This window comes from Pseudomonas sp. TS_SC_3, assembly GCF_056156225.1.
In genome coordinates this window covers 1535525-1561836 of record NZ_CM149586.1, presented here as the reverse complement: position 1 = coordinate 1561836, position 26312 = coordinate 1535525, and the positions used below count along the sequence as shown (strand labels likewise).

The 26312-nt window shown below is 58.7% G+C and carries 23 protein-coding genes; 8 read left to right on the top strand and 15 right to left on the bottom strand.

The genetic code is table 11. From position 1 onward, the window contains the following. Positions 1–22: 22 nt before the first annotated feature. Complete coding sequence (locus AC0J6G_RS07605; protein WP_475252773.1) at positions 23–1588, bottom strand: methyl-accepting chemotaxis protein; 1566 nt, start codon at positions 1586–1588, stop codon at positions 23–25. 360 nt (positions 1589–1948) lie between these two features. Here AC0J6G_RS07605 and rlmM point away from each other — a divergent pair, with 360 nt between their 5' ends. Both rlmM and tusA read left to right on the top strand, forming a co-directional pair. Further along, complete coding sequence (gene rlmM / locus AC0J6G_RS07600) at positions 1949–3004, top strand: 23S rRNA (cytidine(2498)-2'-O)-methyltransferase RlmM (protein WP_475253641.1); 1056 nt, start codon at positions 1949–1951, stop codon at positions 3002–3004. An 84-nt stretch (positions 3005–3088) separates the two neighbouring features. Continuing rightward, entirely contained in the window at positions 3089–3340 is a 252-nt protein-coding gene (gene tusA, locus AC0J6G_RS07595) for a sulfurtransferase TusA (protein ID WP_475252771.1), read from the top strand. Positions 3341–3390: 50 nt separating this feature from the next. On the opposite strand, the gene AC0J6G_RS07590 is transcribed toward tusA, so the two are convergent. Together AC0J6G_RS07590 and AC0J6G_RS07585 are read right to left on the bottom strand one after the other, a co-directional pair. Beyond that, on the bottom strand, positions 3391–4470 hold the full coding sequence (locus AC0J6G_RS07590; RefSeq protein ID WP_475252769.1) for a DUF3080 family protein: 1080 nt from the start codon (positions 4468–4470) through the stop codon (positions 3391–3393). After that, positions 4470–5849, bottom strand: a complete 1380-nt coding sequence (locus tag AC0J6G_RS07585; protein ID WP_475252766.1) for an MATE family efflux transporter — start codon at positions 5847–5849, stop codon at positions 4470–4472. Before AC0J6G_RS07585 ends, AC0J6G_RS07590 begins: the two co-directional genes overlap by 1 nt. 167 nt (positions 5850–6016) lie before the next feature. On the opposite strand from AC0J6G_RS07585, the gene pdxB reads away from it, so the two are divergent. Beyond that, on the top strand, positions 6017–7171 hold the full coding sequence (gene pdxB / locus AC0J6G_RS07580; protein WP_475252764.1) for a 4-phosphoerythronate dehydrogenase PdxB: 1155 nt from the start codon (positions 6017–6019) through the stop codon (positions 7169–7171). Positions 7172–7202: 31 nt separating this feature from the next. Here pdxB and AC0J6G_RS07575 read toward each other — a convergent pair whose 3' ends face one another. Then, positions 7203–7364 carry a PA1571 family protein gene (locus AC0J6G_RS07575; protein WP_475252762.1) on the bottom strand — a complete coding sequence of 54 codons (162 nt, stop codon included), beginning with the start codon at positions 7362–7364 and terminating at the stop codon, positions 7203–7205. A gap of 154 nt (positions 7365–7518) precedes the next feature. Between AC0J6G_RS07575 and AC0J6G_RS07570 the strand changes: the two genes are divergently transcribed. The 3 genes from AC0J6G_RS07570 (at position 7519) to AC0J6G_RS07560 (ending at position 12216) form a co-directional block, all read left to right on the top strand. Beyond that, positions 7519–8634, top strand: coding sequence for an ATP-NAD kinase family protein (locus AC0J6G_RS07570; RefSeq protein WP_475252760.1), 1116 nt, complete (start codon positions 7519–7521; stop codon positions 8632–8634). 120 nt (positions 8635–8754) lie between these two features. After that, the gene (locus AC0J6G_RS07565; RefSeq protein WP_475252758.1) at positions 8755–10530 is read left to right on the top strand and encodes an ABC transporter transmembrane domain-containing protein; all 1776 of its coding nucleotides are present in this window, start codon (positions 8755–8757) and stop codon (positions 10528–10530) included. A 132-nt stretch (positions 10531–10662) separates the two neighbouring features. Then, complete coding sequence (locus tag AC0J6G_RS07560) at positions 10663–12216, top strand: phospholipase D family protein (protein ID WP_475252756.1); 1554 nt, start codon at positions 10663–10665, stop codon at positions 12214–12216. Between the two features lie 15 nt (positions 12217–12231). Here AC0J6G_RS07560 and rhtA read toward each other — a convergent pair whose 3' ends face one another. From rhtA to puuE, 9 genes are all read right to left on the bottom strand, one after another. After that, positions 12232–13104: a threonine/homoserine exporter RhtA gene (gene rhtA, locus AC0J6G_RS07555; RefSeq protein WP_475252754.1), complete on the bottom strand. Its 873-nt coding sequence runs from the start codon at positions 13102–13104 to the stop codon at positions 12232–12234. A 243-nt stretch (positions 13105–13347) separates the two neighbouring features. Further along, positions 13348–14115, bottom strand: coding sequence for an SDR family oxidoreductase (locus tag AC0J6G_RS07550; RefSeq protein ID WP_475252752.1), 768 nt, complete (start codon positions 14113–14115; stop codon positions 13348–13350). 38 nt (positions 14116–14153) lie between these two features. Next, the gene (locus AC0J6G_RS07545) at positions 14154–15221 is read right to left on the bottom strand and encodes a phosphotransferase family protein (protein ID WP_475252750.1); all 1068 of its coding nucleotides are present in this window, start codon (positions 15219–15221) and stop codon (positions 14154–14156) included. Between the two features lie 310 nt (positions 15222–15531). After that, positions 15532–16383, bottom strand: a complete 852-nt coding sequence (locus tag AC0J6G_RS07540; RefSeq protein ID WP_475252748.1) for an outer membrane protein OmpK — start codon at positions 16381–16383, stop codon at positions 15532–15534. A 652-nt stretch (positions 16384–17035) separates the two neighbouring features. Beyond that, positions 17036–18385, bottom strand: coding sequence for a nucleobase:cation symporter-2 family protein (locus tag AC0J6G_RS07535; protein ID WP_475252746.1), 1350 nt, complete (start codon positions 18383–18385; stop codon positions 17036–17038). A gap of 140 nt (positions 18386–18525) precedes the next feature. Then, on the bottom strand, positions 18526–19827 hold the full coding sequence (locus AC0J6G_RS07530; protein WP_475252744.1) for a urate hydroxylase PuuD: 1302 nt from the start codon (positions 19825–19827) through the stop codon (positions 18526–18528). Between the two features lie 48 nt (positions 19828–19875). Beyond that, positions 19876–20379 carry an ureidoglycolate lyase gene (locus AC0J6G_RS07525; RefSeq protein WP_475252742.1) on the bottom strand — a complete coding sequence of 168 codons (504 nt, stop codon included), beginning with the start codon at positions 20377–20379 and terminating at the stop codon, positions 19876–19878. A 120-nt stretch (positions 20380–20499) separates the two neighbouring features. Further along, on the bottom strand, positions 20500–21015 hold the full coding sequence (gene uraD, locus AC0J6G_RS07520) for a 2-oxo-4-hydroxy-4-carboxy-5-ureidoimidazoline decarboxylase (protein ID WP_475252740.1): 516 nt from the start codon (positions 21013–21015) through the stop codon (positions 20500–20502). Continuing rightward, positions 21012–21956: an allantoinase PuuE gene (gene puuE, locus AC0J6G_RS07515; protein WP_475252738.1), complete on the bottom strand. Its 945-nt coding sequence runs from the start codon at positions 21954–21956 to the stop codon at positions 21012–21014. The genes uraD and puuE overlap by 4 nt, the downstream gene beginning before the upstream one ends. Positions 21957–22368: 412 nt before the next feature. Here puuE and uraH point away from each other — a divergent pair, with 412 nt between their 5' ends. Further along, positions 22369–22722, top strand: a complete 354-nt coding sequence (uraH, locus tag AC0J6G_RS07510) for a hydroxyisourate hydrolase (RefSeq protein WP_475252736.1) — start codon at positions 22369–22371, stop codon at positions 22720–22722. 138 nt (positions 22723–22860) lie between these two features. Here the strand turns inward: uraH and AC0J6G_RS07505 are convergent, their stop codons facing one another. Together AC0J6G_RS07505 and AC0J6G_RS07500 are read right to left on the bottom strand one after the other, a co-directional pair. Continuing rightward, positions 22861–23487, bottom strand: a complete 627-nt coding sequence (locus AC0J6G_RS07505; RefSeq protein WP_475252734.1) for a LysE family translocator — start codon at positions 23485–23487, stop codon at positions 22861–22863. A gap of 66 nt (positions 23488–23553) precedes the next feature. Next, positions 23554–24903 carry an NCS2 family permease gene (locus AC0J6G_RS07500; RefSeq protein WP_475252732.1) on the bottom strand — a complete coding sequence of 450 codons (1350 nt, stop codon included), beginning with the start codon at positions 24901–24903 and terminating at the stop codon, positions 23554–23556. Positions 24904–25524: 621 nt separating this feature from the next. Here AC0J6G_RS07500 and AC0J6G_RS07495 point away from each other — a divergent pair. Then, a complete protein-coding gene (locus AC0J6G_RS07495) occupies positions 25525–26283 on the top strand; it encodes a GntR family transcriptional regulator (protein WP_475252730.1) in 759 nt (252 codons plus the stop codon). The last annotated feature ends 29 nt before the right edge of the window (positions 26284–26312 follow it).

Here is a 26312-nt window from a genome sequence, read left to right as displayed (position 1 = left end):
GCATGCAGTGCGCGGTTACTGGCTAGCGGTTGAAGCGTTCCACCAGCGCGTACTGGCCATGAGCCGTGGCGGTGAGCGCCTCACTGAGCAAGGCAGTTTCATGCGCTTCACCGGCGGTTTGGTCGGCCAATAGGGCGATGGTGGTGATGCTGCGGTTAACTTCATCGGCCACGGCGCTCTGTTCCTCAGCGGCTGCGGCAATCTGGTTGGTCATGTCGGTGATATTGGCCACTGCGTCGCTGATACCGGCCAACGCCTCGTCGGCTTGCTGGACGCGCTCAACCCCTTCATCAGCCTGTTTGCGGCCGATTTCCATGGTCAGTACCGCTTCTTCGGCGGTGCGCTGCAGCTTAGCAATTAGCTGATGAATCTGCCCGGTGGATTCGGCCGTGCGCTGCGCCAGTGAGCGCACTTCATCTGCGACCACGGCAAAGCCACGACCCATTTCGCCGGCACGCGCCGCTTCAATGGCCGCGTTGAGGGCAAGCAGGTTGGTCTGGTCAGCGATGCCTTTGATCACATCAACCACGCCGCCGATTTCGTTGCTGTCCTGCGCCAGGCGGGTCACGGTTTCACCGGTATCACCGACCGATTGCGACAAGCGCTGAATGGCCAGGCGGGTTTCGCTGGCAATGCTGCGGCCGGCGCTGGTCAGACGGTTAGCGTCCTGGGTGGCGATGGCGGTACGCGCGACATTGCTTGCCACTTCCAGAGTGGTGGCGGCCATTTCGTTAATGGCGGTGGCCACTTGATCAGTTTCGTTGCGTTGGCGCTCAAGCCCGGCCGAGCTGTTGTGCGCCAGGGTATCGGCTTGTTTGGCTTGCAGGGCAAGCTGTTCGGCGGTGTCTTGCAGGCGCGTCAGGCAGGTTTTCAGGCGTGCTTCCTGGCTGAGGATGGACATTTCCAGGCGGCCCTGTGCGCCACGGCTGTCGGTGTACATCTGCGCAATCAGCGGGTCGGAGGTGGTCTGATCAGCCAGGCGTAGCAAACGCTTGAGGCCACGTTGCTGCCAGTTCAGGCCCGCCAGGCCTAGCGGCACCGACAAGCCAGCCGCGATGGCAAACCCCCAGCTGGAATCAAGCCAAATACCAATAAGGAAACCGACCTGGCTGACCAGGATAAACGGCAGCCAATCCAGCAGGGTCGGTAGCCAGCGATCGCGCTTGGGGATGGCTGACTTGCCGCTGTTGATGCGCTGGTACAACGCCTGTGCGCGGCGCACCTGTTCCGCAGTCGGCTTGACCCGTACGGACTCATAACCGATGACTTGATTGTTTTCAGTGACTGGGGTGACGTAGGCATTGACCCAGTAATGGTCGCCACTCTTGCAGCGGTTTTTGACGATGCCCATCCATGGCCGGCCCTGTTTCAGGGTGTCCCACATATGCTGGAACACTGCTGGTGGCACGTCAGGGTGGCGCACTAGATTGTGCGGCGCACGAATCAGCTCTTCGCGGGTAAAACCACTGATTTCAACAAAGGCATCATTGCAGTAGTTGATCTGGCCTTTGAGATCGGTGGTAGAGATCAGCCGTTGCTGGGCTGGAAAACTACGTTCGCGTTGAGTAACCGGCTGATTATTGCGCATGGCTTATCTAGTCCTTTGATCGACATCGTATGATCGGCCATTACCAGCATAAATTGAATAGAAAAAGCCGCACGCATCAGGCACGGCATGTTTCTGGGGAAGAGTGCCGTGCTGTCATTGAGCCATACGTGCCGCCGTTAAGTGAGTGGTGATCAATGAGCGCAGCACTGAGTTGTAAGGGGTATGCCTGGTTAATAGTCCGCCTATTTTCCCCAGCTCAGTGCCACCAGGCAGTTCATTAAAGGATCTGTGTGGGATAAACGACCATGGCTGTAGGCACCGCAGAGGTCGCGGGGGCCAATGGGGGCCGACTCGGCTATGATGCGCGCCTTGAGGAGAACACCGATGACTACCCCCCCGATCACTACATTGCTACTGCACTGCCGCCCCGGTTTCGAGAATGAGGTGTGTGCCGAGATCGCCGAGCATGCGGCGCGCCTGGATGTGGCCGGCTATGCCAAGGCCAAACCGAGTACTGCCTGCGCTGAATTTATCTGCACCGAAGACGATGGCGCCGAGCGGTTGATGCGTGGGGTACGGTTCAATCAACTGATTTTCCCACGGCAGTGGGCACGCGGGATGTTTATCGACCTGCCGGAGCTGGACCGCATCAGCGTACTGCTCGGGCATCTGGCCAACTCACCGGTATTCGGCAGCCTGTGGCTGGAAGTGCTGGACACCAACGACGGTAAAGAGCTGTCGAACTTCTGCAAAAAATTCGAAGCGCCGCTGCGCAATGCCCTGACCAAGGCTGGCAAGTTAGTGGAAGACGCGCACAAACCGCGCCTGCTGCTGACCTTTAAAAGCGGCCGTGAAGTGTTTGTCGGCATGGCTGAAAGCAATAACTCCGCCCTGTGGCCCATGGGCATTCCCCGGCTGAAGTTCCCCCGCGAGGCGCCGAGCCGCTCGACCCTCAAGCTGGAAGAAGCCTGGCATACCTTTATCCCCCGCGAGCAATGGGATGAGCGCTTGTCCGGTGAGATGACCGGGGTCGACCTCGGTGCGGCGCCTGGCGGCTGGACGTATCAGTTGGTCAAGCGCGGCATGTTGGTGACCGCCATTGACAACGGCCCAATGGCCGAGAGCCTGATGGAGACGGGTTTAGTCCAGCACCTGATGGTCGATGGCTTCACCTGGAAGCCCAAGCAACCGGTCGACTGGATGGTGTGCGATATCGTCGAAAAACCGGCACGCAGCGCTGCCTTATTGGAAACCTGGATCGGTGAGGGGCATTGCCGTGAGGCGGTGGTTAACCTCAAGTTGCCCATGAAACAGCGTTATGCCGAAGTGCGCCGTCTGTTACAGCGCCTCGAAGACGGCTTTGCCGAGCGCAAGATCAAGGTCTCGATTGCCTGCAAGCAGCTCTACCACGACCGCGAAGAAGTCACCTGCCACCTGCGCCGCTTAAGTAAATAAGCGGTTCAGCTGTTTTGGCGCCGTGTTGGGTGACCTTCAACTCAACTTTGCGCCAAAATAGCGGCCTGCAACTGGAGCCCTCTGATGTCTTTGCAATCCACCGCTATTCCCGATGACACCCTCGACGCCACCGGGCTTAACTGCCCGGAGCCCGTGATGATGCTGCACAACAAGGTGCGCGGCCTGCAGGCCGGCGGTCTGCTTAAGGTGATCGCCACCGACCCCTCCACCCGCCGCGACATCCCAAAATTCTGCGTATTTTTGGGCCATGAACTGGTGGAACAAGCCGAAGACGGCGCGACCTATCTGTACCTGATCCGCAAGAAGCTCGACTAATCGGCGGGCATTACACCCCTGTTGGTCGGGCGTGATCAGGTTCCTGACGCTTACTCTGCCTCGACGGCGGTGCCAGCCCATCCTGACTGGCCAGGCGCCAGGCCGCAGCTGCCGAGCAGGTCTTGCCAGCTGCGCACATGGCGCGCGGTGGCCAGCTGGAAATCTGCCCACAACGAATCGTCTTGGCCACTCAAATGCTGAAGGTACTGCCGGCTTGTCAGCGGGGCCTGCGGCACAGCGCTGAGGCTCTGCAGGCTGCTGCTCCAGGCGTGCCCGCGTTGATCCACTTGAGTGAGATAAGGCTGCAGGCTGCCGGCGTAATACTTGACGAAAATATTCTGCAGAATGCGCCCGCGCTCGGTGGCTCGGCCCGTGGGGCAGAGTGGCCGCTGTTGCAGGCGACTTTCCAGCATTCGGCTGCCCTGGTTGAGGGTATGAGTCAGGCTGGCCAGGCTGCTGATTAACTGCCCGCCTTGATCGCTGGCATGCAGGGCGAATAACAACGGATCAAGCTGCTCAGCGCCCGGCGGCAGCGAGGTGGGTAGATTGGCGCCGATGGCGGCCAATTGTGCCAGGGCGTCCAGAGCGGCGTTGTCCTCGGTAGCCTTTGCTGGCAGCGCTTGTTTGGCAAATCGCAGGTAGCGTTCGATCTCCGGGCTGGCATTTATCGCATTCCAAAACACGGCAGGTAGTTGCGCGCGTTTGTCCCGCGCCAGTTGTTCGAGGGTGCTGAGCAGTTGCAGTTGGTCCTGGCCACGTAAGTGCTCAATACAGCTGTCGATGGCGCGCAGCAGATCGCCTTCATAAGCCAAACGGCTACTGGGCGTGAGCTGTTTGCCCAGGCTGTTGTTACGCTGGCTGATCTGTTGCTGCAAGGTTGGGCAGCGGCGTACCTCAACCAGCAGCTCAAGCAGGCTGATACGCAACTCGGGAATGTCCAGCAGTCGCTCACGGCGCGCGGGCAGGCGGTAGCGGGTGAGTTCGCCGTGGTCAAAAGCCACGGCGGGTTCGGCATCCAGGGCGTTGCCTAAACGCTTTAAATAGTCAGCTTGCAGCGCCAGGCCATCATCGGTCGGGGTGCAGGCGCACAAAAAAAGCGCAGTGATCAATAACAGCAGACGGGCGTTCATTAGGCCATCTTAGCGGCTCGAATGCGTTTGCGCGCGCTGCCAGCTAGGCGCACGGCGAGCATGCCAGCGGCGCAGGTCAGGCCGACGACCAAACCCTGCCAAAGCCCGCTGGGGCCGCTAGGCTCGCCAAACCAATCGGTCAGGCCCAGTGAGTAACCCACTGGCAGACCAATGCCCCAGTAAGCAAACAGGGTCAGGATCATGGTTACGCGGGTGTCCTGATAACCGCGCAACGCGCCGGCTGCCGTCACCTGAATTGCATCGGAAAACTGGAACAGCGCCGAATACACCAGCAGGGTGGTGGCCACCGCAATTACGGTTGTGTCAGGGGTATAAATCTGGGCAATTTCTTCGCGCAGCAGCAGCATAAGGCTGGCGGAGAGGCAGGCGTAACCGAGCGCAGCGGCCATGCTCACCCCCGCAGCGAAGCGTGCTTCACGCGGTTCCCCCCGGCCCAGCGCCTGGCCCACGCGCACGGTGGCGGCCATGCCTAGGGAATAGGGGATCATAAACACCATGGAACTGAAGTTCAGGGCGATCTGGTGGCCGGCCACCACGGTGGCCCCAAGACCGCCGATCAGCAGGGCGATCACGGCGAAGATGCTCGACTCGGCAAACACCGCAATACCAATCGGCATGCCGACCGAAAGCAGACGCTTGAGCACCGGCCACTGCGGCCATTCAAAGCGGCTAAAGATCTTGCTCGGCTGATAGAAGGGCGCCCATTTCACCCACCAAAGCATGCTCAAAAACATAAACGTCATGACCAACCCGGTGGCCCAGCCGCAGCCGACACCACCCATGGCCGGTAGGCCGAGCTTGCCGTAGATGAAGATGTAATTGAGTGGAATATTCAGCGCTAAGCCGCACAGGCCAATGACCATGCTCGGCCGGGTATGCCCCAGGCCGTCACTGAAACAGCGCAGCACGTGGTACAGCGCCACGGCGGGAAAGCCACAAGCCACGGCGCGCAAATAGCCCATGGCGGGTTCGATCAGCGCCGGATCAACATTCATCAAGCTGAGGACGATTTCCGCGTTCCACAAGATCACTGCTGCAGCCATACCCACCGCCACGGCCAGCCACAGTGCCTGGCGTACCAGAGGGCCAATCTCGGTGTGCGCGCCGGAGCCAAAACGCTGGGCCACCTTGGGCGTGGTGGCCAACAGAATGCCGGTCATTAGCAGAAACACCGGCACCCAGATCGAGTTGCCCAGCGCCACCGCCGCCAGATCCTGCGGGCTGACCCGGCCTGCCATCACGGTGTCAACAAAGCCCATGGCGGTATTGGCCAATTGGGCAATGATGATCGGCGTTGCCAGCTTCAGCAGGTTGCACAGTTCTGTGCGGGAGCGTTGCAGGCGGGTTTGGGCAAGCATGACGATTATCCAGCTGGTCTTCAGGAAACCGCGCAGTCTACGCCTTGACGGCGCAGTCAGGAATCCTAACGGGCAACATCTTCATGTGATCAGATGATGGCGGCGCCGCAATCTAGCCAACCTGGCGCAGCGGGTTAGAATGCCGGCCTGAATTGCGGAGCATAGCCATGCGCATAGTCGCTGATGAAAATATTCCCCTGCTTGATGAGTTCTTTGCTGATTTTGGCGAGATACAGCGCATGCCCGGTCGTGGCATTGATGCGGCGGCGGTTGCCACTGCCGACCTGCTGTTGGTGCGCTCGGTAACGCCGGTTAACCGTGCGCTGCTGCAGGGCTCCTCGGTGAAGTTTGTGGGCACCTGCACCATCGGCACTGACCATCTTGACCTCGACTACTTTCAGCACGCGGGCATCACCTGGGCCAGTGCGCCGGGCTGCAACGCCCGTGGCGTCGTCGACTACGTATTGGGCAGCTTGCTCGTGCTGGCTGAGCAGCAGGGTGTGGACCTGGCCTCGCGCTGCTATGGCGTGGTGGGCTCGGGCCAAGTGGGCAGCCGGTTAGTCAAGGTGATGCGCGCATTGGGCTGGCGGGTGCTGGTTTGCGACCCACCGCGCCAGGCCGCCGAGGGCGGTGATTACGTCAGCCTGCAGCAGGTGCTGGATGAGTGCGACGTAATCAGCCTGCACACCCCGCTGGAACGCGCTGGTGAGCATCCAACGCATCATCTGTTTGATCACTCACGCTTAGCGGCGTTAAAACCGGGTAGCTGGCTGATAAACGCCAGCCGTGGTGCAGTGGTGGATAACCAGGCCCTGCGCGAGTTGCTTGCCCAGCGTGCTGATCTGCAGGTGGTGCTGGACGTTTGGGAGGGCGAGCCGCAAGTTGATGTCGAACTGGCTGCGCTGTGCCGCATCGCCACGCCGCACATCGCCGGTTACAGCCTGGATGGCAAGCTGCGCGGTACGGCGCACATCTACCAGGCGTTGTGCCAGCATTTAGGCGTGGCGCCGCGCGTTGAATTGGCGCAATTGATGCCAGCCGCCTGGCTCAGTGATCTGACTATTGATGCCAGCGCAGATCCGGCCTGGGCCTTGGCCAGCATCTGCCGCGCGGTGTATGACCCGCGCCGTGATGATGCCGATTTTCGCCGCAGCCTGCTCGGTGATGCCGCCGCTCGGCGCGTGGCTTTCGACCGGCTGCGCAAGCACTACCCCATGCGCCGGGAAATCGACGGGCTTAAAGTCGCTATACAAGGTGATGCGTCAGCCTTGGTCAGCCTGGTGCAGGCCTTGGGCGCGCAACTGAGGGAGTTGGGTGGATGAGCAAAGCGCTGTCCACCCTGTAACGCGCTGCTTACTTTTGCTTAACCGCTTGCTGCTGAGCTTTTTCCAGTGCGCGGCAGGCCTGTTGGATCATCTCTTCAGTGATAGGGATCTCACGGCCCTGAGCATCAATGACAAAGCCACCGAGCGGCATTGGCGAGATTTTTTGCGGGTTCTGTTGTGGGCTGTGCATGGCTTGTCTCCTTGGCGGTTAGCGCGATTTTATGAGTGTTAGATGAAGGCGCTATGACAACTGCGACGGCGCAAAGCCGGCGCAAGATACAGGGCAAAGTGGCCTAGCAGGCACTGTGCCAAGGCGTCGTCAGGTATTCAATTAAGAGGGTGTTATGGGGCGTTTGCATATTGGGCTGATCATCAATCCCTTGGCTGGGTTGGGCGGCCCTGCTGGCTTTAAGGGCAGTGACGGTATGGCGGCGCAGGCCCTGGCCCTGGGGGTTGAGGCTAAAGCCGCCGGGCGCACACAAATTGCACTTGAGGTGCTGTTGCCGCTGCGCGAACGCCTGGAATTTGTCACCTTCCCCGGCGCTATGGGCGCCGACCTGCTGGCCCAGATGGGGTTTACCCACCGCGTAGTGGGTGAGTTGGACCCAGGCCCGAGCGGTGCGAGCGACACACGCAAGGCCGTCGAGTTGCTGCAGGATGCCGGCGTAGCGCTGATCCTGTTCGCCGGCGGCGACGGTACAGCGCGCGATATTTGCGCGGCCGTGCGTGCAGACCAACCGGTGCTGGGCATTCCGGCCGGGGTGAAGATTCAGTCCGGGGTGTATGCCATCAGCCCGCGAGCCGCCGGTGAGTTAACCGCGCGCTTGGTCGAGGGCGGCCTGGTGCGCCTAAGCAGCGGTGAGGTGCGCGACATCGATGAAAGCGCCCTGCGCGAGGGACGGGTTAGCGCACGCTGGTATGGCGAACTGACGGTGCCGCAAGAGGGCGGCTATGTGCAGCAGGTCAAGCAGGGCGGAGTGGAATCTGAAGAGCTTGTACTCGGTGACCTGGCCGACTGGCTGCAGGACAGCTGGGAACGTGATGTGCGCTATGTGTTCGGCCCCGGCTCGACGCTGCACGGTTTGGCGCAAAACCTCGGATTGCAGACCACCTTGCTCGGCGTTGATGTGATCGAAAACGGCCAGGTGCTGGCCCACGATGTGACCGAAGCGCAGCTGTTTGAGCTGGTTGCTGGCCACCCCACGCGTTTGTTGGTCACTGCTATTGGCGGCCAGGGCCACATCATCGGCCGTGGTAACCAGCAGATCAGTCCACGGGTGTTGCGTGCCATCGGCCTTGAACACCTGCGGGTGGTGGCCACCAAACGCAAACTCGGCACCCTGGAAGGGCGACCGCTGCTGGTTGATAGCGGCGATGTACAGCTGGACGATGCCTTCCCTGACGTAGTGCGTGTGTGGGCCGGTTATAAGGAAGAGTTGCTGTATCCGGTCGGGAACTAATACCAGCCGGGCTGCTTGATGTACCGCTGAACGTCCCCATCTACTGCTGCAGGCGTTCAGCCCGCTGTCCTGCCATTGCCGCTTCATCACCAATTGGCGTTAGCGCCCTAGCGAGTGTGCATGCTCTCGATTCTCTCCAGCCGTCAGCGTACCGCCCTGCGTATGGCTTGGCGCTTTATTGCGCCGTATCGCGGGCGCGTGCTGGGTGCCTTACTGGCGCTGATGTTTACGGCCGCCATCACCTTGTCCATGGGGCAGGGCATCAAGCTGCTGGTAGACCAGGGGCTGTCGACTCAGTCACCCGCTGCGCTTCAGCAATCGATAGGGCTGTTCTTTGTGCTGGTACTGGCGTTAGCCATTGGCACCTTTACTCGGTTTTATCTGGTGTCGTGGATCGGCGAGCGCTTTGTTGCAGACATCCGTAAGCGAGTGTTTAACCACCTGATCGAGCTGCACCCGGGCTTTTATGAGAGCAACCGCAGCTCGGAAATCCAGTCCCGGCTGACGGCCGACACCACGCTGCTGCAATCGGTGATTGGCTCTTCACTGTCGATGGCGCTGCGTAACTTAATCATGCTGATCGGCGGCAGCGTGCTGCTGGTGGTCACCAACGCCAAACTCAGCGGCATCGTGTTGCTGGCACTGCCGTTGGTGGTTGCGCCGATTCTGATTTTCGGCCGCCGCGTGCGGGCGTTATCACGGCAGAGCCAGGACCGCGTCGCCGACGTTGGCAGCTATGTTGGGGAAGTACTCGGGCAGATCAAAACCGTGCAGGCCTACAACCATCAAGCCGAGGACAAACGACGCTTTGGCCTGTCTGCGGAGGCGGCTTTTGATACGGCGCGCAAACGCATTGCCCAGCGTGCCTGGCTGATTACCGTGGTGATTGTGCTGGTACTGGGCGCAGTAGGGGTGATGTTGTGGGTCGGCGGCATGGATGTGATTGCTGGGCGTATTTCCGGCGGCGAGCTGGCTGCATTCGTGTTTTACAGCCTGATTGTCGGTTCGGCTTTCGGCACCCTCAGCGAAGTGATTGGTGAATTGCAGCGTGCCGCCGGCGCCGCTGAGCGGATTTCCGAACTGCTGCAAGCACGCAATGAAATCAGCACGCCACTGGCCGGCGGCGTGCAGCGGGTGCAGCCGGTACAGGGCCGCATTGAGGTGCAGGGCCTGCGTTTTGCCTACCCCTCACGCCCCGGCAGCTATGCCATAGACGGTATCGATTTGCAGGTCGCACCCGGAGAAACCTTGGCCCTGGTTGGCCCATCGGGCGCTGGTAAATCGACGTTGTTTGACTTGCTGCTGCGTTTTTTCGACCCGCAGGAGGGGCGCATCCTTATTGACGGCCAGCCGATCCAGCTGCTCGACCCTGCGGAACTGCGCCGCAGCTTTGCCTTGGTTGCGCAGAACCCAGCGCTGTTCTTCGGCTCGGTGGAGGACAACATCCGCTACGGCCGAACAGACGCGACCTTGGCGGAGGTGGAAGCTGCGGCCAAAGCGGCGCATGCCCACGAATTCATCATGAAGCTGCCAGAGGGCTACCAAACGCACCTCGGTGATGCCGGCCTAGGGCTGTCGGGCGGTCAGCGTCAGCGTTTGGCGATTGCCCGCGCATTGTTAGTGGATGCGCCCATTCTGCTGCTTGATGAAGCCACCAGCGCGCTCGATGCAGAGAGCGAACACCTGATCCAGCAAGCGCTGCCGCGCTTGATGCAAGGCCGCACTACGCTGGTGATTGCTCACCGCTTGGCCACGGTAAAAAGCGCCGACCGGATCGCCGTGATCGAGCACGGCAAACTTGCCGCCATTGGCAGCCACAGCGAGTTGCTCCTCAGCAGCCCGCTGTATGCGCGCTTGGCCGAGCTGCAGTTCAGTAATGATGAGGTGTCGGCTTAAACGCCGCGCTGCGTGATCAGGCTGGCTGCAATGTTCGCCCAACCCAGAGCAGTGCTGGAATGTGCAGCGACGTTTCAACCTGCAGCCTAATTCGTTAGGCTGCAGCGCTTGATGGACGGTAAGGGCAATGCGATGGCCAGAATAAGCAAACGTTCCAGCGCTGCGGCTCTGTTGGGTCTCGCACTGCTGCTCGCCGGCTGCGCCTTGCCAAGCCTGGAAGGGCGCTCAACGTCGTTCGCCTTGCCCGCCGAGCAGGCGGTGCACACAACCCTGGGTCGCGGTATTACAGCGGTGCTGGAACCCCATGGCGACCTGAGCGGGTTTTATGCGTTGGCCGACGCGCAGGATGCATTCGCCGCCCGCGCGTTACTCAGCCACGTAGCCGAAAAGACGCTGGACGTTCAGTACTACATCTGGCGCGATGACATCACCGGCATCTTGCTACTGGAAGAATTGCACGCCGCTGCGCAGCGGGGCGTGCGCGTGCGTCTGTTGCTTGATGACAACGGCACCTCGGGGCTGGATACCTGGCTGGCCGCACTGGACAGCCATCCGCAGATTGAGGTGCGGCTGTTCAATCCATTTTCACTGCGCAGCCCCAAATCCTTGGGCTACCTCACGCATTTTTCCCGTGCCAATCGGCGCATGCACAACAAATCACTGACCGCTGATAACAGCGCCACCATCGTTGGCGGGCGCAATATTGGTGACGAATACTTCGGCGCCGGCGATAACGTGCTGTTTGCTGATTTGGATATGCTCGCCATCGGCCCCGTGGTGCAGGCCACCTCGAATGAGTTCGACCGTTACTGGGCCAGTGCCAGCGCTTACCCCGTATCAGGGCTGCTGCCTGCAGCGGCGCCGCGGCACCTTGACCAATTGCAGCAGCGCGCCCGCACAATTGAGCAGCAGCCAGCCGCCGCCCAGTATGTGCAGGCCTTGCGCGAACTGCCGTTCATCCAGCAATTAGTCGACGGCCAACTTCCCTTGCAGTGGGCGCCTGCGACTATTGTCAGCGATGACCCAGCCAAGGGCCTTGGGCAAGCGGCTGATAAAGACCTTGTGAGCCAGCAACTGGCGGTGATTCTGGGCGAGCCCCAGCAGCATGTTGAGCTGGTTTCACCGTACTTCGTGCCCACTGCCGCTGGCGTGAAAGCATTTACCGCGCTAACTGAGCGCGGTGTGCGGGTGCGTATCTTGACCAATGCCCTGGAGGCCACAGATGTTGTCGCCGTGCATTCGGGTTACGCCAAGCGGCGTAAGGCGCTGCTTGACGGCGGCGTTGAGCTGTTCGAAATGCGCCGTGATTCCCAGGCCGTCAAGCCGCAGGGTAAAGCGTCAGTCTTTGGCAGTTCCGGTTCCAGCCTGCACGCCAAAACCTTTGCCGTAGACGGCGAGCAACTGTTTGTCGGCTCGTTCAATTTTGATCCGCGTTCCGTGCGCCTCAACACCGAGCTTGGCTTTGTCATTCAAAGCCCGCTGTACGCCCGCCAGCTGCAGGCCGTATTCGACCAAGGCATGCTGCAGAGTGCCTACCAAGTGCTGTTATCAGATGACGGTCAGCTGTACTGGCTTGAGCATCAGGGCGAGCAGGTTCGGCGCCTGGATCAGGAGCCGGGAACCACTGTTTGGCAGCGCGCCGGGGTGAAACTGCTGAGCTGGTTGCCGATCGAGTGGCTGCTTTAATCGCACGCCCGCAGATTAAAGCGCCTTACTCTGCGGTTTGATGGTGGCGGCGGCGCCGGCTGAGGCGAGGATGATCGCGCTGATGGCCAGCCACTGGTTGAGGGTTAATTGTTCGCTGAGAAACAGCAGCCCTGAAAGCGCGGCAATGGCCGGCTCCATGCTCATCAAAATACTGAACGTGCGGGCTGGCAAACGCGTCAGGGCGACCATCTCCAAGCTGTAAGGCAGGGCTGAAGACAGCACCGCCACGCCGAGCGCTACAGGTAGCAAGTCCAGAGAAAACAGGCCGCTGCCGGCCTGCCACAGGCCAATCGGGAACACCAGCAACGCCGCAACGATAGTGCCCAAGGCCACGGTTTGTTTGCCATGTTCGGCGCCGGCTTTTTGCCCGAAGACGATATACAGCGCCCAACACAGCCCAGCGGCCAACGCCAGGGCCATGCCCATGGGGTCCAGTGGCACTTGATTGATGCCGCTGGGCAGCAGCAGCCACAGGCCGAAAACCGCCAACGCGACCCAAACGAAATCCAGCACGCGGCGTGACGACAGCAGCGCCAACCCCAACGGCCCGGTAAATTCCAACGCCACGGCAATGCCCAGCGGGATGGTTTTCAGCGACAGATAAAACAGCAGGTTCATGCTGCCCAGCGACAACCCATACGCCAGCAGCGAGCGACACGATTTCAGTGTCAGCTGCGCCTGCCAGGGCCGCATCAGCACGCATAAAATCAGCGCGCCAAGGCCCAGGCGCAAGGCCGTGGTGCCGCTTGCGCCAATTTCCGGGAACAGACCTTTGGCCAGGGACGCACCGCTCTGGATTGAGGTCATGGCGACCAACAGCAGCACAATGGGCAAGATCACCAGGGAAAATTGGCTTGAACGCGGCATGAGAACCCTTTTATCGACAACAGCAACGTAATGGACGGGTAGGCTGAATTAAGCCCGAGGTATGGGGATGGCGGCGCGGTTAATCCTGACTGCGCGTGGCTTCGGTGCATGCAGGTGACGCATTTAACCTGCATAAAAAAATCCGCAACCAGTATTGGCAGCGGATTTTGATTTGTTACGGCCAAAGGTCAAGCGGCAGGGATGAACTGAGCCGCATTAATCCTTTGGTGAGGTGTTCTCGGCTTAGGAGAGGAAGCCGCCATCGACATTCAGCGCCACGCCCGTGGTGTAGCTGGATGCGTCGCTGGCCAGGTACAACACGGTGCCCGCCATTTCGCTAGGGTCTGCTACGCGCTTGAGCGGGATACGCTGCAGGGCAATTTTCAGGATGGCGTCATTTTTGGTCAGTGCCGAGGCAAATTTAGTATCGGTCAGGCCCGGCAGCAGGGCATTACAGCGAATGCCGAACTGCGCGCATTCCTTGGCGAAAACCTTGGTCATGCTGATGACGGCAGCTTTTGTGACCGAGTAAATGCCCTGGAACTCGCCTGGGGATACGCCATTGATCGAGGCCACGTTGATGATGCTACCGCCGCCATTGGCCTTCATCAGTTTGCCGCCCTCGATGGACATGAAGTAGTAGCCGCGGATGTTCACATCAACGGTCTTCTGGAAGGCGCCGAGGTCGGTATCCAGCACGTTACAGAATTGCGGGTTGGTGGCGGCGTTGTTGACCAGAATATCGAGGCGACCGAACTGCTCTTTGATCTGGGCGAAAACGTTGCTGATCTGCTCCATTTCGCCGATGTGACAGGCCACCGCGGTGGCGTTGCCGCCGTCGGCGATGATGGCGTCAGCGACTTTCTGGCAATCGTCGATCTTGCGGCTGGACACAATCACATGAGCGCCTTGCTGGGCCAGCAGCTTGGCGATGGCCTCGCCGATGCCACGGCTGGCACCGGAAACGAATGCGATTTTGCCGTCGAGGTCGAACAGTTGGGTCTTGGACATGGGCTTTTCCTTATCGGGTGAGAGGCCTGTTCGGCCGTTTACAGCTGCGATTTATTAATGACCTGCAGGCTCATCTGCTCCAGCAGCTTGTTCATGTGAATGAACTGCGCGAAGCGTTTGTCCTGGGTCTGGCCGTGGAAATAGCGGTAGTAGATCTGCTGCACGATGCCAGCCAGGCGGAACAAGCCGTAGGTGTAGTAGAAGTCGATGCTCTTGATTTCAATGCCCGAGCGCTCGGCGTAATAGTCGGCGAACTGCTGGCGAGTCAGCATGCCCGGCGCATTGCTCGGCTGGCGGCGCATCAGCTGCACCGGCGCCGGATCCGCCGCTTCAATCCAGTAGGCGAGGGTGTTGCCCAGGTCCATCAGCGGGTCGCCGATGGTGGTCAGTTCCCAGTCCAACACACCGATGATCTGACTCGGGTCCTGCGGGTTGAGAATCACGTTATCAAAGCGGTAATCGTTGTGGACGATGCCGGGCTTGTGGTGGTCGGCCGGCATCTTGTCCTTGAGCCAGGCTTTGACCGGCTCCCACAGCGGCGCGTCGGGGGTCAGGGCTTTGTCGTAGCGGTCACTCCAGCCGCTGATCTGCCGCTGCACGTAACCTTCAGGTTTGCCCAAATCACCCAGGCCGCAGGCTTTGTAGTCGACGTTGTGCAGTTCGACCATTTTGTCGATAAAGCTTTTGCACAGGTTGCGGGTTTGTTCTTCGCTGAAATTCAGCTCAGCCGGCATTTCTGAGCGCAGGATGATGCCGTTGACTCGCTCCATCACATAGAACTCAGCACCGATCAACGACTCGTCAGTGCAGTGCACATAGGCTTTCGGGCAGTAAGGAAAGCCGGCGTTGAGCTGATTAAGGATGCGGTACTCGCGGCCCATGTCATGCGCAGATTTGGCCTTGTGACCGAACGGCGGTCGGCGCAGCACAAATTCCTGGTTAGGGTATTCGAGCAGGTAAGTCAGGTTTGAAGCACCACCGGGGAATTGACTGATTGTGGGTTCGCCGGTCAGGCCGGGGATATGCGCCTTGAGATACTGGTCGATGACCGCAGCGTCGAGTTCTTCGCCTTCGCGGATACGGGTGGACTGGTCAGTAAGCGCCATGTTTATCCCTTCTGCTTATGATGGGTGCCTAAGATAATTAGCTAATCTAATGCGCCAGTGAAGCGCTCACAACCACTATGGGATGTTATAGGCCAGCGTGTTGCTGCCCAATCAAGCTGCCTGATTGATTGGGCTGAAATGGCCCACGGAACAACGGGCACAACTGGAGGTAAGCAGTGAGTCAACAAGGGGGAGTTTGAGCGCGTGTGGCGAGGCATCGCACCGGCTCAACAAAAAAGGGGGATGGCCAGTGAGCCATCCCCCTTTTTTATTAAGGGCTGCCGCCTACCCGGCAACCCTTAGCACGCGCTTAGAAGTGGTACTTCACCAGCGCTTGGAATGCGTTTTGATTGAAGCCATGACCGGAGCCATCGAGTGGTTTGGCACCGTAGCGGTTATGCCACATGTTGACCTCAGTACCCACGTAAAGCTTGCGGCCCTCGCCAAACAGCGCCTTGCCCGCATCCCATTTGACCTGAATCGAAGAACCGACCGAGGTGCGTGTGTTGGAGGTCGACGTGCCAGCGCGCCAGTCAATAAAGCCATCAACCAAGAAGTCCTGATCGCCGACGGCGAATGGGTACGCGCCGGAAAGAGTCAGTTGATAGGTGTGTGCGTTGTGGTTACCCCGTGAATTATCAAAATACACGTTGTTGTTGACCTTAACCCTGTACAGGTTGGCATTGAAATAAGCGAAGCCTGGGACATTCCAGGCCGAGCCGATGCCGTACAGGTAGTTCTCTGTGCCTGCGCCGCCATTGCCCTTCTCATAGGTAAAGGCGGCATAAACGTCTTTGAGTGGCCCGGCGGAAAGCGTCTGGCCGCTCAACCAGCTGAGGCTGACCCGGGGGGCAAACTCCAGGTAGTAATAGCTGTCTTTCTGCTGGTTAAAGTCGCCAAAGCGCGATTGCTTGTTATCGGCAAGCACGTAATCAGCAAAGCCAAATACATCGCCCCAAACCCAGCCACTGGCATGTTCGGCGGTAAAGGTAGTTTGGGTTTTCTGCTGCTCGTCGTTGCGTTGACCTCTGTTGAAGTTTTCTCCGTAGAGGTAAGAAAGGCTGTTGTTTTGCCAGAGCAGGGCGTCAGCGGCCAGCACTTGCTGGCAGCCGACAATCCCCGCAGACAATGCAACGAAGCGCGCTAGAGACTTAGCTTTCATTGAGTTTTCCTTATTGTGTGGACTTACAACGTTTTAGCGCCCACGACCGCGAACAGCCGTGGGTTTCTGGCGAAAGGGCTGTTCAGTGGGTACGGCTGACACGGCCGGCGTGAAGGCGGATTGAACGCAGAAACCGCTCGCGCGCGGCGCAGCGTAAGAGCTGCAGCGCGTGAGGATGAGGCGGCCGAACATGCAAATGCGCGGGCTTTGTCCCATGCCCTCTGCGCGCAAAGATGGGGTGGCGAGTGCTGCTGTAGGCGTTATCTGGCAGGGCCGCAAAAAGGGCTGTGCTAAAGCGACGATGACCCGTTAATGGGTTAATCCGGCCGCTGCTATCGACAGACGCAGCTGTGGCATGTGCGGAGCGAGTCGTGGTCATTTCAGAGCCTGCCAGTTGTTTTTATATGGTCTTGGGCTTGATGAGGCTGCGCAGTGCCTCGGTTCTGGCTGCAGATGGAAAGCTGTCCAGCTGATCAGAGTGCGCCTGACTATAACAAGTTGTGTACATACAAAAAAACAATTTATTTATTAGTTGTGCACAATAAATTGACCGTCGGACAGATGGTGCAGGCGGTGCAATGACGCGACATCTATAGACACGCAGATACACAACAGCCCGGCGTACCGGGCTGCTGATGCTTACAGGGGGGGGTTAGTGATGCGGCTGAGGATTGAGTAACGCTGCGCGTTCCGGCCCGCCGAGGATATTGAACAGCAGGTTGAGCAGCACTGCGCTGATGGTGGCCAAGGCAATGCCGCTGTGGGTAATCGGCTCCAGCCAGGCTGGCAAGTGCGCGAAGAACTCCGGGCGGACAATTGGGGCCAAGCCCATACCGATACTCACAGCCACCAACAACTGGTTGCGTCGGTCCGCAATGTCCGCTTCATGAAGAATCTTGATCCCCGTGGCGGCGACCATGCCGAACATGGCAATACCGGCGCCGCCGAGCACGGCCGGCGGAATCGAGGCCACCAGATAAGCAGCTTTGGGCAACAGGCTCAAACCGATCAGAAACAGCCCGGCAGCCGCGGTGACATAACGGCTGCGCACGCCTGTCATCTGCACCAGACCGATGTTCTGCGCGAAAGATGAGTGGGTGAAGGTGTTGAAGAAACCCGCAAAGAACGAGGCGCCGGCATCACACATCAGCCCGCGGCGGAGCATCTCTGGGGTGATTTCTTTACCTGTGACCTTACCGAGGGCAAGGAACATCCCGGTGGACTCAACAAAGATAATCACCACCACCAGGCACATGGAGAGAATCGGCGCCAGGTGAAACTCCGGCATACCGAAATGCATCGGTTTGACCACTGCAACCCAGGCGCTTTGCTCCAGGCCGCTGAGGTCAACCATGCCCAGACCGCCCGCCACCACGTAGCCGATCAGCATGCCAATCAGCACCGAGACATTGACCCAAAAGCCGCGTAAAAACCGGTTGATCAACAAGATACTTCCCAGTACCAGAGCGGCAATCGCCAAGTACTGCAAACCGCCGAACTCAGTGGCAGCGCTACCGCCACCCGCCCAGTTAAGCGCCACGGGGAATAGTGATAAGCCGATGGCGGTAATCACCGTACCGGTTACCAGCGGTGGGAAGAAATGCACGATGCGCGACATAAACGGCGCGATCAGCATGCCGAAGAAGCCTGCGGCAATGGTTGCGCCGAAAATTCCCGGCAAGCCAATACCGGGCGAGCCGGCCATGGCCACCATGCTGCCGACAGCGGCAAAACTGGCGCCCATCATCACCGGCATACGAATGCCCATGGGGCCGATGCCGAGTGACTGCACGAGGGTGGCAATACCCGCGACCAAGAGGTCGGCGGTGATTAGAAAAGCGATGTCTTCACGGGACAAACCGACGGCTTCACCGATGATCAGCGGCACCGCCACTGCACCGCCATACATCAGCAGCACATGTTGAAAACTCACCAGAATCATTTGGAGCAAGGGCAGGCGTTGGTCGACCGCGCAGGTCGAAGTTGAATTCAACTGGGTCATGCAAATACCTCAGGCGCTTTTATTGTTGTAAGTCGCTATTCGGTGCAGGCGTCGATGCGCCTATGCCGGGTCAAACTTATTAGCTACACACGCACGCAAAAAAATGCCGCGCTCATTGCTGAGCGCGGCATTTATGTGGATCAGTTTATCTGTGCGCCCTGATCAATCCAGGCGCCGATCAGATCGCGTTCTTCCTGGGTCATCTGGGTGATGTTGCCCAGCGGCATGATCTGCGAAGCAACGCTCTGTGCGTGGATCTTCGCCGCCTGGCCCTTGATCTGCTCAGGCGTATCAAGCATGAAGCCCAAGGGGGCAACACTGAACATCGGGCTGCTTGGTGTCGCCGAGTGGCACACGCTGCAGCGTTCCTGAATCACGCTGTTGACCTTGGCAAACTCAACGCCCGCAACGGCTGCAGCAACTGGCTCTGCAACTGTGCTGGCTGGCTCTGCAGCCTCAGTCGCAGCAGGGTTAGCACTGACCGCTGTAGCCGGCACCGGAGCGTACGTGATCTCGGCCGCTTTTGGCGCAGGCGCCGGGGCAGCCTTCATGCTTGGGCCCGTGACAAACGCCAGGCAGATCATGCCCAGCGCGGCAGCAGGCAGGGTCCAGACGTATTTGTTGCTGTCATGACGAGTGTTGAAGTAATGACGCACCAATACCGCCAGAATCGCGATACCCGCCAGTACCAGCCAGTTGTACTGGCTACCGTAGGTACTCGGGAAGTGGTTGCTGATCATGATGAACAGCACCGGCAAGGTGAAGTAGTTGTTGTGGCGCGAACGCAGCAGGCCTTTGGCGGGCAGCTTAGGGTCCGGGGTGGTGCCATCTTCAATGGCTTTCACCAGTGCGCGTTGCGCCGGCATGATGGTGAAGAACACGTTGCCGACCATGATGGTGCCGATGATGGCGCCAACATGGATGTAGGCCGCGCGGCCGCTGAAGATATGGCTGAAGCCATAGGCTGCCGCGATCAACAGTACGAACAGCACGGCACCCAGCAGTGCAGGGCGCTTGCCCAGTGCCGAATCACAGAGGAAGTGATAAGCCACGTAGCCGCAAATCATCGAGCCGAAGCCAATGACAATCGCCAGTCCCGGTGCCAGGTCAACGCCAGGCTTAACCAGATACAGGCTTGGGTTGAGGTAGTACACCACCAGCATCAGGGCGACGCCCGACAGCCAGGTGAAATAGGCTTCCCATTTGAACCAATGCAGGTTCTCCGGCATTTTCGGCGGGGCCAGTTTGTATTTTTCCAGGTGGTAGATACCGCCACCGTGGATCGCCCACAAGTCACCGGACAGACCGTCCCGTGGATTGCTGCGGTTTAGGTTGTTTTCCAGCCAGACGAAATAGAAGGATGCGCCGATCCAGGCCACGCCGGTGATCATATGGACCCAGCGAATGCTCAGGTTCAGCCACTCAGTCAAATGTGCTTCCACAATCCGTACCTCTTTCCCAGTGCCGACACGCCGGCATTTGGGCTTCTCTTATTGGTGGGGGGCGAGGAGCAGTTGCTCGTCGTCGGTAAAGAAATGCTCATCGCAGTTGTTACCAGAACCACTGCGATCAACCACCAGGAAGTCATCCCGCTTTTCGATCGTAAGCACCGGGTGGTGCCAAACGCCGCGATGGTAATTGACGCCCTGCCTGCCGTTACTGCGGAAGGCACGGACAAACTCTGATACAGGAGCATCGCCAACTGGCGCGACCACGATCAGAAAGGGGTTGCCGAGCAGCGGTATAAACGCTTGGCTGCCCAGCGGATGTCGTTCCAGCATGCGAATAGTCAACGGCATTGGCAGTGTTTCGGCACTGAAAATACTGATGATGGCCTTATCGTCTGGCTGAGCGGTCTCGACCGTGGCCAGTTTGTGATAGCGGCGGGTTGAGCCGTTGTTGATCATGAAAAACTCGCTACCTTCGGTTTCAATGACATCACCAAAGGGGGCGAATGCTTCTTTTGTTAAGGGCTCAATGATCAAATTGCGCATGTTGGTCTTCTTATAGGTTAGCTATGCCCAAGCCCGTTGGCAGGCATAGGCTTTGGTGTCGGCGCAGTCCGGGCCTTTAGCGAGTTGACGCTGCTCAGGCACAGGCCATTCCCGTAAGGCTTACAGCTGCTGCAAGCGGAACAGCGCGATTTTGTTGATTTCGGCCAGGGCGCAGGCAAATTCTTGCTCAGGGGCGTTGTGAATGCGCTCCTCGAAAGCCGCCAGGATCTGGTGCCGATTGCTGCCCTTCACCGCCATGATGAAGGGGAAGCCAAACTTGGCTTTGTAGGCATCGTTCAGCGTGGTGAAACGCACAAACTCTTCTGCGGTGCATTCGTGAATCCCCGCACCGGCTTGTTCCGAAGTAGACGAAGCCGTCAACTCTCCCTGCACCGCGGCCTTACCGGCGAGGTCCGGGTGGGCATTGATCAAGGCCAGCTGTGCTTCATGGCTGGCCGTGAGCAACAGGTTGGCCATGCGCTGATGCAGGCTCTCGATGTCGTCGATGCTGGCATCAGTGCCAAGGTCAAAAGCCTGTTCGGCGACCCAGGGCGAGTGCTCATAGATGTCGGCAAAGACCTTGACGAATTCTTCCCGGTTGAGCTGCGACGGGGTCAGGGTTTGAAAACGGCTCATTTCGAACTCTCCTTGGACGGCTGTTCTTGCAACGGATGGGTTGCGTGCCAGTGTTTGGCGATATCGACGCGGCGCGCGCACCAGACTTTTTCATGGCCCTGCACGTATTCAATAAAACGCGCCAGGGAGGCCAGGCGCGCAGGGCGGCCGAGCAAGCGGCAGTGCATGCCGATGCTGAGCATTTTCGGTGCGCCTTCCACGCCTTCGGCGTACAGCACATCAAAGGCGTCTTTGAGGTACTCGAAGAAGTCATCACCCTTGTTAAAGCCTTGCACCTGGGTGAAGCGCATGTCGTTGGTGTCGAGGGTATAAGGGATCACCAAGTGCGGTTTAGCCGCAGTGCTGGCCGGGTCCCAGTAGGGCAGGTCATCGTCGTAAGTGTCGCAGTCATACAGAAAACCGCCTTCTTCACGCACGATGCGCCGGGTGTTTGGCCCGGTACGGCCGGTGTACCAACCCAGTGGGCGTTCGCCGGTCAGCTCGGTAAGGATGCGAATGGCTTCGTGCATGTGCTCGCGCTCTTGCGCTTCGTCCATGTACTGGTAGTCGATCCAGCGATAGCCGTGGCTGCAAATCTCATGGCCGGCCGCGACCATCGCCTTGATCACATCCGGATGACGCTGCGCGGCCATGGCCACGGCAAAAATGGTCAAGGGAATGTCGTGTTTCTCAAACAGCTTGAGCAGGCGCCACACGCCCACGCGGCTGCCGTATTCATAGAGCGATTCCATGCTCATGTTGCGTACGCCTTGCAGCGGCTGCGCGGAAACCATCTCGGACAAAAACGCCTCTGACTCTTTATCACCGTGCAACACGTTACGCTCACCGCCTTCCTCATAGTTGAGGACAAACGACAGCGCGATGCGTGCATCGTTGGGCCAGTGCGGGTGGGGCGGGTTGTTAGCGTAACCGATCAGGTCGCGTGGGTAGTCAGCGCTCACTGCAGTCTTCCTTCTTACTATGTGTGGCGGTCATTCGGCAGGCATAGATGCGTTGCGCGACCGTGATGGGTCAATTGTATACAAAAGGCATTGCATCTTGTAAATCTAAAAATCACTTATTTTTCTGCATTCTGCACTCACAACAAAACTGTCCAGTGCCTCATCTTTCGCTGGGCAAAGGCCGCGCGCACGCGGCCTATTGGCTTTACGGCTGCACCATTAGGGTGCGGTTAAACGATTTACTGTTGCAGTTATTGTGTACAGTTTTTTACTAAAGTGTCTTATTTTTGATTTTCAGCATGCTATGCTTCAGCTCAGTCGAGGCTGCTTAGCCTGATAAATCTGCCGTATTCAATAAAGTAGAGGAGGTGCGGCGACTGTGTTGGCTTGCCTGCGCAGAAGCCCATAAGCGATGGGACGATTAACCACACACGTACTGGATGCCGCTCATGGTTGCCCTGGCAGCGAGCTGAAAATCGAGCTGTATCGCGTTGTAGGCAATCAGCTAGAGCTGCTCAACAGCGTTGTCACCAACCACGATGGCCGCTGCGATGCGCCCGTGTTGCAGGGCGATGATTACCGCAGTGGCGTTTACCAGCTGCATTTCCACGCCGGCGATTACTACCGCGCACGCGGCGTAACGCTGCCAGAGCCAGCCTTTCTTGATGTGGTTGTGCTGCGTTTTGGCATTGACGCCGGGCAAGAGCATTACCACGTTCCTCTGCTGATTTCCCCTTACAGCTACTCCACCTACCGCGGTAGCTGAACCGAATGCTTGTCACCCTCTGACTCAATTTAAGAGTCCCTAGCCCGTACACACTGCGGGCTTTTTTTGGTCTGCAATTTGCCGGCTCCATTGCACAGGCGAGCGCGCCGATTTGGCCATGCGCGCCTGTGCCGGCACTTAACGGCTAAGCAATGAAGCGGCGCCGGCGCCACCGAACAGCGTGGCGCTGAAGCGGTTGAACCACACCTGACCTTTACCCGAACGCAAGTAGCGCGCAGCGCCTTGGGCACCGCCGGCGTAGAACAACTTGCAGGCCAGGTCCAACACCGTCCAGGTGACAATCATGACCAGCAGTTGGTTGAGCAGGGCGTGCTCGGCACTGAGGAACTGCGGCAAAAAGGCTGCAAAGAACAGAATGTCCTTAGGGTTGCTGGCACCCAGGCCAAAGGCTTTCCAGAACATGGCGCGCACGTTCGGATTGACAGGTTGCTCGTCGCTTACCAGCGGTGCAGCTGCCTGGCGTGAGGCCTGCCAGCTTTGCCAGGCCAGATAAAACAGGTAAAGCGCCCCGGCCACCTTCAGCCCGCTAAACAGCTGCTCCGACGCCAACAGCAAGGCACCAAGGCCAAGCGCAGACGCACTCAACAGGCCGATCGAGGCGCAGACGCCTCCTATAAAGGCAGGTGCCGAGCCGCGCAGGCCATAGTTCAGGCTATTGCTCACCATCAGCAACGACAGCGGCCCTGGAATCAAAATCACCACCAATGCAGCACTTGCGAACAGCAGCCAGGTTTCCAGGCTCATGACTTACATCTCCATATGTAGAAAGCCCCGACGCAAGTGCCGGGGCTGTATTTCAGGCTATGTGTTTTACAGGAAAGCGAACTTGGCAATAAAAATGATGCACAGCACATACAGGCTTATGGACACTTTTTCGTGCTGACCCGTCAGCAGTTTCAGCGTTGCATAGGTCAAAAAACCCAGGGCAATACCGTTGGCGATGGAGAAGGTCAGCGGCATCATTACCACCGTAACGATGGCCGGGATGGTGTCGGTGAGGTCGTCCCAGTCGATATGCGCCATGCCGCTCATCATCAACATCGCCACGTAAATCAGCGCGCCTGCGGTGGCGTAAGCCGGGATCATTCCGGCCAACGGCGCAAAGAACATCGCGCCCAGAAACAACACGCCAACCGTCACGGCCGTCAGCCCGGTACGTCCGCCCGCGGCTACGCCGGCTGCGCTTTCTACATAACTGGTCACGGGCGGACAGCCCACCAGAGAGCCGATAACACTGGAGGTACTGTCGGCTTTCAGCGCCTGCGACAGGTTCTGGATCTTGCCATTGGCATCCACCAGGTTGGCGCGATGAGCAACGCCCATCAATGTGCCGGCCGTGTCGAACATGTTCACGAAGAGGAATGACAGCACCACGCTGATCATCGAAACCTGGAAGGCGCCGGCAATATCCATCGCCAAGAAGGTCGGCGCCAAGCTTGGCGGCATCGACACCAGGCCCTGGTATTCGACCAAGCCCGTGGCCATACCAATACCCGTGACCGCCAGCATGCTGAAAAGAATGGCGCCAAACACGTTGCGATGGCTTAGCACCGCAATGAGCAGAAAGCAGATAGCGGCCAACAAGGCGCTCGGGTTGGCAAAGCTGCCCATGGTCAGCAAGGTGGCCGGGCTGTCGACAACAATGCCAGCGGTTTTCAGGCCAATCAGGCCGAGGAATAACCCCACCCCAGCGCCCATGGCAAACCGCAGGCTCATGGGGATGCTATTGAGCAGCCACTCACGGATGCGCGACAGGCTCATGATCATAAACAGGATACCGGACAAAAATACCGCGCCGAGGGCGGTTTCCCAGCTGTACCCCATGTCGCCGACCACGGTGAAGGTAAAGAACGCATTGAGCCCCATGCCCGGCGCTAGGCCCACGGGCCAGTTCGCGTAAAGGCCCATCAGAAAACAGCCCAAAGCCGCACCGACGCATGTCGCCACAAACGCAGCACCCTGATCAACGCCCGCCATCGCCATGATGCTGGGGTTGACGAAAATGATGTAAACCATGGTGAAGAAGGTGGTTAAACCCGCAATCAGTTCAGTTTTGATGCTCGTGCGGTGCTCGCTTAGCTTGAAAAAACGATCAAGCACGCCGGGTTTTCCCGGGCCATGCAGCTGTGTCGCCGATTGTTCTTGGTTAGCGTTTTCCACAGGGGTATTCCTCATCTCTTGTTATGTGCCACCCAGAGCCTCTACTGCGCAGGGCTCGGCTCTCTGAGGTAGGTGGTGTAGGGGGTTGCGAGCGCACTTAGCTGACCTAAAGGTCAAGAAATAACGCTGAGGCGGATTATGGTGTTGTATACAAGAAATGCAAATAATGTTTGTGCTCAATGCCATGCTGTTTTTATCAAACGGCAGCGATGCTCCGGCACGTTATTACGCCAATGTGTGCCCAGAATATTCAGGGAAACCTTCGCGCAGACGCTGTTATCCATATAAGACGCAAAGTCTCGCCCTAACTGGTGCAGGCAGGCACCTATTACAGGTTATCTGCACTGCGTTTAACTTGATTTCTTAATAGAAACAGTCGACCCGCCAGTAGCTGCTCTAGCACGCGGGTTAGCGCCTAAAAAGCGCGCCTTGCCACAGGTAATAATGGGCGATTATTGGCTCGTATTGCTTTGCCGGATGTGTACGCACTGGTCACATTGTGTACAATGCCGGGGACTTTTTTATCGATGACCTTTCACCGACCTGCTGCTTGCCAGAAGGTGGGTAACACGCAGTACAGTTGCATCAGCCAACTGCCGAACCTTGACCACGCGAGCCACAATGAACGAACAATTGCAGCCCCTTAAGAAGCAGACGCGCGAAGGCAAGATCATTCGCAGCGGGACTCAGGATGATGTCGTGTACGCCCATATCTTCGATGCCATTCTTGAGCAGCGCCTAGCGCCTGGCACCAAGCTTAGCGAAGAAGCCCTCGGTGAAATCTTCGGCGTGAGCCGCACTATCATTCGTCGCGCGTTGTCTCGCCTGGCCCACGAAGGCGTGGTGTTGCTACGACCTAACCGTGGTGCGGTGGTCGCAAGCCCTGGGGCCGAAGAAGCCCGACAGATCTTCTATGTGCGTCGCATGATTGAGCGCGCCATTACCGAACTGGCATGTAAAAATGCCAAGCCCGAGCACATCGCGGCACTGCGTCAGATGGTTATCGATGAGCGTGAGTGCTTTGCGCGCGGTGACCGTGGTATGGGCATTCGCCTGTCCGGCGAATTTCACCTGAAACTTGCTGAAGCGGCGGGCAACCTGACCCTGCTGGGTTTTTTGCGCAGTCTGATTTCGCAGACGTCGCTGATCATCGCCTTGTATGAAAGCAACAGCCGCGCGCATTGCTCGGATGCGGAACATGATCAGGTGATTGACGCCATCGAGGCCGGTAACGTTGATGTGGCCGTGGAACTGATGATGCGCCACATGGACAGCGTTGACGCCAAGCTCAACCTGGATGGCGAGACCGCATCAGATGACCTGCACGCGGTGTTCTCGCACCTGCTACCCAATACCAAGAAGAAAGCGGCTACCCGCTGATTGCACTGCCCGGCGCGCCACCACCTTTC

Bases quoted from the DNA above. Each gene is read 5' to 3' on its own strand.
- AC0J6G_RS07495 (WP_475252730.1), top strand. From the start codon at position 25,525: ATGAACGAACAATTGCAGCCCCTTAAGAAGCAGACGCGCGAAGGCAAG.
- AC0J6G_RS07525 (WP_475252742.1), bottom strand. From the start codon at position 20,379: ATGCGCAATTTGATCATTGAGCCCTTAACAAAAGAAGCATTCGCCCCC.
- AC0J6G_RS07535 (WP_475252746.1), bottom strand. From the start codon at position 18,385: ATGACCCAGTTGAATTCAACTTCGACCTGCGCGGTCGACCAACGCCTG.
- AC0J6G_RS07590 (WP_475252769.1), bottom strand. From the start codon at position 4,470: ATGAACGCCCGTCTGCTGTTATTGATCACTGCGCTTTTTTTGTGCGCC.
- AC0J6G_RS07560 (WP_475252756.1), top strand. From the start codon at position 10,663: ATGGCCAGAATAAGCAAACGTTCCAGCGCTGCGGCTCTGTTGGGTCTC.
- AC0J6G_RS07550 (WP_475252752.1), bottom strand. From the start codon at position 14,115: ATGTCCAAGACCCAACTGTTCGACCTCGACGGCAAAATCGCATTCGTT.
- AC0J6G_RS07605 (WP_475252773.1), bottom strand. From the start codon at position 1,588: ATGCGCAATAATCAGCCGGTTACTCAACGCGAACGTAGTTTTCCAGCC.
- AC0J6G_RS07570 (WP_475252760.1), top strand. From the start codon at position 7,519: ATGGGGCGTTTGCATATTGGGCTGATCATCAATCCCTTGGCTGGGTTG.
- tusA (WP_475252771.1), top strand. From the start codon at position 3,089: ATGTCTTTGCAATCCACCGCTATTCCCGATGACACCCTCGACGCCACC.
- uraD (WP_475252740.1), bottom strand. From the start codon at position 21,015: ATGAGCCGTTTTCAAACCCTGACCCCGTCGCAGCTCAACCGGGAAGAA.
- AC0J6G_RS07540 (WP_475252748.1), bottom strand. From the start codon at position 16,383: ATGAAAGCTAAGTCTCTAGCGCGCTTCGTTGCATTGTCTGCGGGGATT.
- AC0J6G_RS07575 (WP_475252762.1), bottom strand. From the start codon at position 7,364: ATGCACAGCCCACAACAGAACCCGCAAAAAATCTCGCCAATGCCGCTC.
- AC0J6G_RS07565 (WP_475252758.1), top strand. From the start codon at position 8,755: ATGCTCTCGATTCTCTCCAGCCGTCAGCGTACCGCCCTGCGTATGGCT.
- pdxB (WP_475252764.1), top strand. From the start codon at position 6,017: ATGCGCATAGTCGCTGATGAAAATATTCCCCTGCTTGATGAGTTCTTT.
- uraH (WP_475252736.1), top strand. From the start codon at position 22,369: ATGGGACGATTAACCACACACGTACTGGATGCCGCTCATGGTTGCCCT.
- AC0J6G_RS07585 (WP_475252766.1), bottom strand. From the start codon at position 5,849: ATGCTTGCCCAAACCCGCCTGCAACGCTCCCGCACAGAACTGTGCAAC.
- rhtA (WP_475252754.1), bottom strand. From the start codon at position 13,104: ATGCCGCGTTCAAGCCAATTTTCCCTGGTGATCTTGCCCATTGTGCTG.
- AC0J6G_RS07545 (WP_475252750.1), bottom strand. From the start codon at position 15,221: ATGGCGCTTACTGACCAGTCCACCCGTATCCGCGAAGGCGAAGAACTC.
- AC0J6G_RS07505 (WP_475252734.1), bottom strand. From the start codon at position 23,487: ATGAGCCTGGAAACCTGGCTGCTGTTCGCAAGTGCTGCATTGGTGGTG.